At 53.4% G+C, this 5,647-nt stretch carries 6 protein-coding genes; all 6 read right to left on the minus strand.

Annotation, left to right across the window (positions count from 1 at the left end; all coding sequences use genetic code 11):
* Positions 1–144 precede the first annotated feature (144 nt).
* Positions 145–468 carry an amidase gene (locus tag B0W55_RS28450; protein ID WP_077049232.1) on the minus strand — a complete coding sequence of 108 codons (324 nt, stop codon included), beginning with the start codon at positions 466–468 and terminating at the stop codon, positions 145–147.
* The gene (locus tag B0W55_RS28455; RefSeq protein ID WP_077049233.1) at positions 465–1,559 is read right to left on the minus strand and encodes a serine hydrolase; all 1,095 of its coding nucleotides are present in this window, start codon (positions 1,557–1,559) and stop codon (positions 465–467) included. Before B0W55_RS28455 ends, B0W55_RS28450 begins: the two co-directional genes overlap by 4 nt.
* Positions 1,560–1,865: 306 nt before the next feature.
* Positions 1,866–2,753: a hypothetical protein gene (locus tag B0W55_RS28460; RefSeq protein ID WP_077049234.1), complete on the minus strand. Its 888-nt coding sequence runs from the start codon at positions 2,751–2,753 to the stop codon at positions 1,866–1,868.
* 94 nt (positions 2,754–2,847) lie between these two features.
* On the minus strand, positions 2,848–3,264 hold the full coding sequence (locus tag B0W55_RS28465) for a DUF2628 domain-containing protein (protein ID WP_077049235.1): 417 nt from the start codon (positions 3,262–3,264) through the stop codon (positions 2,848–2,850).
* 336 nt (positions 3,265–3,600) lie between these two features.
* Positions 3,601–4,197, minus strand: a complete 597-nt coding sequence (locus tag B0W55_RS28470; protein ID WP_077049236.1) for a hypothetical protein — start codon at positions 4,195–4,197, stop codon at positions 3,601–3,603.
* Positions 4,198–4,202: 5 nt separating this feature from the next.
* On the minus strand, positions 4,203–5,647 hold a 1,445-nt coding region (locus tag B0W55_RS28475), incomplete at its 5' end, for an RHS repeat-associated core domain-containing protein (RefSeq protein WP_175645585.1).

Raw genomic sequence — 5,647 nt, forward strand, 5'->3', positions numbered from 1 at the left:
GCGAGGGAGCTTGCTCCCGTCCGGCTGCGCAGCAGACGCAAAATCAGCCACCTCAGTGCATCAGACAAAACCCGGTTGCAAGTGTTGGCACTGCTTCGCAGCGCAACGGGAGCAAGCTCCCTCGCCACGAAAGCCCCTTTGCCGTCAGGGAGACAAGCGGCAGCCTTGGTGTTCGCCCATCCACACCGCACTATGGCTGCGCCCCATCCCGCTGACGGTAACGCGCTTGGCCACGGCGTCATCGGTAAACCCGCTCACCGGCAACCATTGCTTCACGTACCCACGGCAATACTCGGCATCGTTATTCATCACATACCGACACGAACAATATTCCTTGGCCGTGTACGCGCTGATGATGTCGGGAAAGGCCCACAACGCCACCCGCTCGTGCCAGATCCAGCCCAGCAAGGCGAGCAGCAGGATCAGCAACAGCGAACGGATCGGGCGACGGCCTATGACGTTGCTCATGGCTGCACCTGCCCGGCAAACGCCTTGCGCGCGAGTTTGAGCAGTTCGTTGTGTCGGTAAGTGCCGTCGCGATCATCGGCGTAACGGACAATCACCAGGTGTTCGCTGGGGATCACATACATCGCCTGGCCCCAGTGCCCCAGCGCCGCGAAGGTATCGGCCGGGGCATCGGGCCAGGGTTGTGCGGCGCCGTCCGCCTGACGGTTGAGCCACCAGTGACCACCCGGCACCGCATCATCCTGATCGGCGCGGTAGTGGACGAACGGCTCACGGTTGAACGCCACCCAGTCCTTGGGCAGCAGTTGCCGTTCGCCCCAGCGACCGTCCCGGGCCATCAACAGGCCGACGCGTGCCAGGTCGCGGGCGGTGAGGTAGGCGTAGGACGAGGCGACGAAGGTGCCGGTGTCATCGGTTTCCCAGACCGCATGGCGAATGCCGAGCGGCTCGAACAAGGCCGTCCATGGATAGTCCGCATAACGCTCTGGGCCGACGATGGTTTTCAGCGCGGCGGACAACAGGTTGCTGTCACCGCTGGAATATCGAAACGCCTCGCCCGGCGCGGCATAGCTGCCGTGATCGGCGGTGAATGCAGCCATGTCGGTGTGACCACGGGTGTAGAGCATGGCCACCACCGAGGACTTCAGCGGCGCGTATTCGTAGTCTTCCTGCCAATCGATGCCCGAGGCCCAGTGCAGCAGGTCGGCCATGGTCAGGTTCGGGTGTTTTTTCAGCGGCGGGTAAAAACCGGCGACCGGGTCTTGCAGCTTGAACCGTCCCTCGCCATAGGCCACCCCGAGCACCGCGGCCATCAAGCTTTTGCTGATCGACCAGGTCAGGTGCGGCGTGTCGGCAGTGGTCGGGCCGGCGTAGCGCTCGTAGATCAACTGACCGTCGCGGATCACCAGCAGGGCATCGGTGCGGATGCCCTTTCGGGTGCTGTCGTCGCGGGGTGGGAAGGCGTAGGTTTCCAGCGCCTGCAGTGCAGGGCCAGTGATTGCCGCGCCGGTGGGCCATTGCTCGGCCGGCCAGTGTTCAGCGTGGGCCGTGGCGCTCAGCAGGAGGATGAACAGCAGGGACAAGCCTTTGAACATGGCGGGGGCTCATGGGGGTTAACCTGCTGAGCCTAGTCGAGGTTGATGACAGTTCCGGGATTTGTGGTGCCCTTGAGGCCGTCTTCGCGAGCAAGCCTACATTTTGGTATTCGTCATCGCTGGTCCAGTGCCCAACTACACGCAACTGGTCTTCAATGGTTTCAGCGATTGCCTTGCGCGGTCGGCAGACGCTGGATCAGACCTTTTTCCAGAATTGCACTGCCGGCAACGGCGCACAACGATCCCAAAAAACCCGGCCTTTTCGGCCGGGTCTTGTCATGGTCAGGCTGGCGGCTCCCGGGACCCTCAAGCCAGGCTTGACACAGCCACATCGGTGCTGGAGCGCTCGGCATCCAGCAATACATCCAGGGTGGTAAGGAACAGGTCATGGCTCATGATGCCGGTGCACACCGTCGATAGAATCTGCCGCCCGGTTGCATCTTCGATAGCGACGTTTTCGGTCCAATTATTCAGATCAACTGTCGAGAGTGTCGACAGCGGCACTTTACTCCCCTCAACGTCTAGAGAATCGCGCGTCACAACGATTGCCTGAGTAGTGACATTGAGGAAATCCCCCCCGATTCGTTTACGCCAGACCTGGCCGGTGGGCACATAGTTGAAGGTCACTGCGCCACCAGACTCTAGCTTCTTCATCACAACCGGCAGACGCTCTCGAACATGCAGTTCGCGCACCAGTTGCTGAAACTCAAAAAAACCTTTCAGCGACGCGATAACGCGATGAAATGGCTCGCTGTCATTACGTCGGTATGCCACGTTAGTGATCAGGCCAGAGATTGCCGTTTGCCCCGAACTGAACAGATACAGGTCTTCTATTTCAGCAAACGCCGTGTATCGATGATCCGCTCCGCTAATAGCAACAATACCGTGCTCGTAAACCTCATAATGGGTCGCGCGCAATTTTTTCTGCCACGTATAAAGTCCGAATAGAACGGCGGAAATGACGATCAGCAAGCCACTACTGAAATAGATCAAAGACTGGGGACTGACATCACGACTGGTGTTCGCCCCGGTAATGCCCGTTGGCAGGATGGTACCCAGGTACAACACGAATCCTGACAGGCCCATCATGACCAGTGCGAACAGCAATATAAAGAGCGGAAAACCTTTGCCGTGGCGGTATGTTTTGATCAGTTGACCGGTCACGCTTGGAGAGAGCTTGATTGATTGCTGCATAATGGTTACTTCCCTATAACTGAATGTGGTTTAACCACACGGCATCCTCATGGGTGCCACAATTGAAAGCGAAAAATGACAACACGATTCATTTTTAGTATTTGAACGGATTCCAACCGTTGTACCCCTTCACTTCCTTCAGGTAATACGCATAATTGACACTGGTGCCATACCAAATGGAAACACCGATACCCAACCCTCTTTCGACAGTAGCCGGAAACTGCATCCCCATCAGGGCAAAGCCCACAATGAACGCAATATACATGAGCGTCACCACGCCGAGCATCGCCAGATTACGCTTCCAGAGCCCCAAGACGAATAGGTAGATAAAGCCGAAAAAGAAGGCCATGAAGTTTTGACAGATCAAAATCTTTTTCTTGAAAGGAAGCCCTTTCATAGCTGTCTTGAACGACTTACTGCTCGGAGCGCCATACACATCAAAAAACTCAAAACGCTCTTTCCATTTCCCGCTGTATTCACTGCGAATTTTAATTCGCTCTGTAGTTTCCATCAAATTAATCCTTATTTTACGGTTATTATGCAGTCAATTTGACACTCCACGCTATTATAGACTTACAACACCTCCTAAATAAAACCACCCCACGCCAAATGCCGGCCCTAATTGATCTATCCAAAACAAATGAGATAATCTCTACTGAAAGAGGGCGCCGCGACTGCCCCATTTTCGTAGCGGAATTATGTAAGCTCCTCTCTGGGCAGCATTGAAACAATGGAAAAACCCCAATCATCAGCAAAGAGCTTCGAAGCAATAGATGCGTCTACCCTCGATACGCGCATGCATAAACTGCCACTTACTAAAAACTTAAAAACGCCAAAAAATGGCGATCTAGATATGATTGTATAACTCAATCTCATTACCACCACTAAAGAAAAATACCCTTGCAACAGTAGAATCAATATCATACTCAACTTTAATGACTGTACCTGCCACACCATTGCTCGCCAACGAAACCACCTCTTTAACTTGCTCCCCCTCCCAGCTATATCGATATGCCCAGTATTCCATATCTCCATCTACGCGACATGCCCTTGAAACCTTCCCACCATCAAGCTCTGCAATTTTCAGCCAGAGTATCTCATGATGTTTGTTTTTCCGAAGCGAAAATAACCTTCCCTCAAAGACCTTAAAAGTCTCAAATTCATCCAGTTGACCTTGAGAATTATAGCTTTCAATTTTTACTAATTGCCCGTCATAAAAATAACACTTCGATAAATTTTTCTTGCTCACTGGCTCCTTCTCAATAATTGCTGAAGGGGTTACACCCGACATTTCGAGTTCCAATGGAATTATCGTCCATCGCGGACCCTTAACATAAGATACATCCTCGCAAATCACGTCACCGAACAACTTAGAACAAAAACTCTCGTCACTAATTTTAGTCAACGCCTCGTCCTTAAGCATCAGCAGATCAGCACAATTCATGTTCACTACCTTTTAAAGTTAATACCTTCACTGAGGGATTTTTTGATATCACCCAGACTACTCAAAAACTCTTCTCTTGTATTTTTTTCCGACAACGAATCAAAAACCTTTTGCTTATAATTATCACTGTGCACACCGGCACCTTTATGAGGCGTTGCGCTGGTTCCTGGCACTCGAGCAGACTCCGAATTAGGTAACCATATCCCATTACGTTTATCGTTCACGTCAATATCTAACTCTTTCATTTTCTCTCGAAGCGCCATCATCCTTGGATCTTTCGAATTTGACATTATTATATGATGCGCATCGTACTGCCCTCCGCCAACAGGACTAGGACCGAGTTTTTGTCTTAAAACTTTCGCATCAGAACCACACGAGAGACCTAATGGGTCGATCCATCCAGTAGGGCCGGGAGCGTATTTATATAAATTATACCCCCCATCCAACCCAATCGGATCTTGCGTAACAAACCGCCCCACCTCCGGATCGTAATACCTAAACGTGTTGTAGTGCAGCCCCGTCTCGTCGTCGAAATACTGCCCCTGAAACCTCAGGTTCTGTTCGACTTCATTGACCGTCAGCTTCTCAACCGAGCCCCACGCCTTGTAAGTTGCCTGCCAGACAATCTGCCCGTCCGCGTCCGTCATCTCCAGCGGCGTACCAATCTGGTCGGTATGGAAGTAGTAAAGCCTCTGCTCCCCGCCCTCTTCCTGGTCCACCCGAGCCAAGGGTGCATAACTACCCGGCTCATAGACATACAGACTGCTCTGCCCCGGACTTTCCTCCCGCAACAGGCGCAAGCCTTGCCACAGAAAATGCTTCTGGTCCGTGACCCCGTTGACCCGCGACACCTTGGCTACACGACGGCCCAAGCTGTCATACCGATAACCACCGGTACTCTCCAGCTTGCTGCCCACCAACGTCTCAGCTTTGACGAGGCGGTTTTCACAGTCATACACAAACGTCTGCAGCCGGTTCATCCCACTGCGTTTTTCAACCAGGTTACCCCACGGATCGTAGGCATACTCCTGATCGCGCCAGTGCTTGATCCGATTGTCTTTGACGTGATCAAACTGACTGGTGTTGAAGTTCAACCGGTTCGCCGCCGCGTCGTAGCGGAACTCTTCACTGTCCACCAACTTGCCGGTATCACGGCTGTGCAACTGGCCATTGGCTTCATATTCGTGCTTGATCTCGCCGCGCAGTTTGTCCAGCGTGCGGGTCAGTTCACCGGCGGGGTCGTATTGGTAACGGCGGTGGATCGGGTTGTAGGCGTGTTCCACCAGCAATTGTGGCGTTTCGCTGCCCAGCACGTGCGACAGCTTGTCAGCCGGAAGCGTTGAGGCAAACTGCCATGCCTTACGGCCCATGGCGTCATAGCCGAAGCAACTGGTAAGTGTGCCTTGTGTGCGATAGACCTCGCGGTGCAGGTCGTCGCGTTCCATGTCGC

It is taken from the genome of Pseudomonas sp. KK4 (assembly GCF_001984065.1).
In the GTDB taxonomy this organism is placed as follows: domain Bacteria; phylum Pseudomonadota; class Gammaproteobacteria; order Pseudomonadales; family Pseudomonadaceae; genus Aquipseudomonas.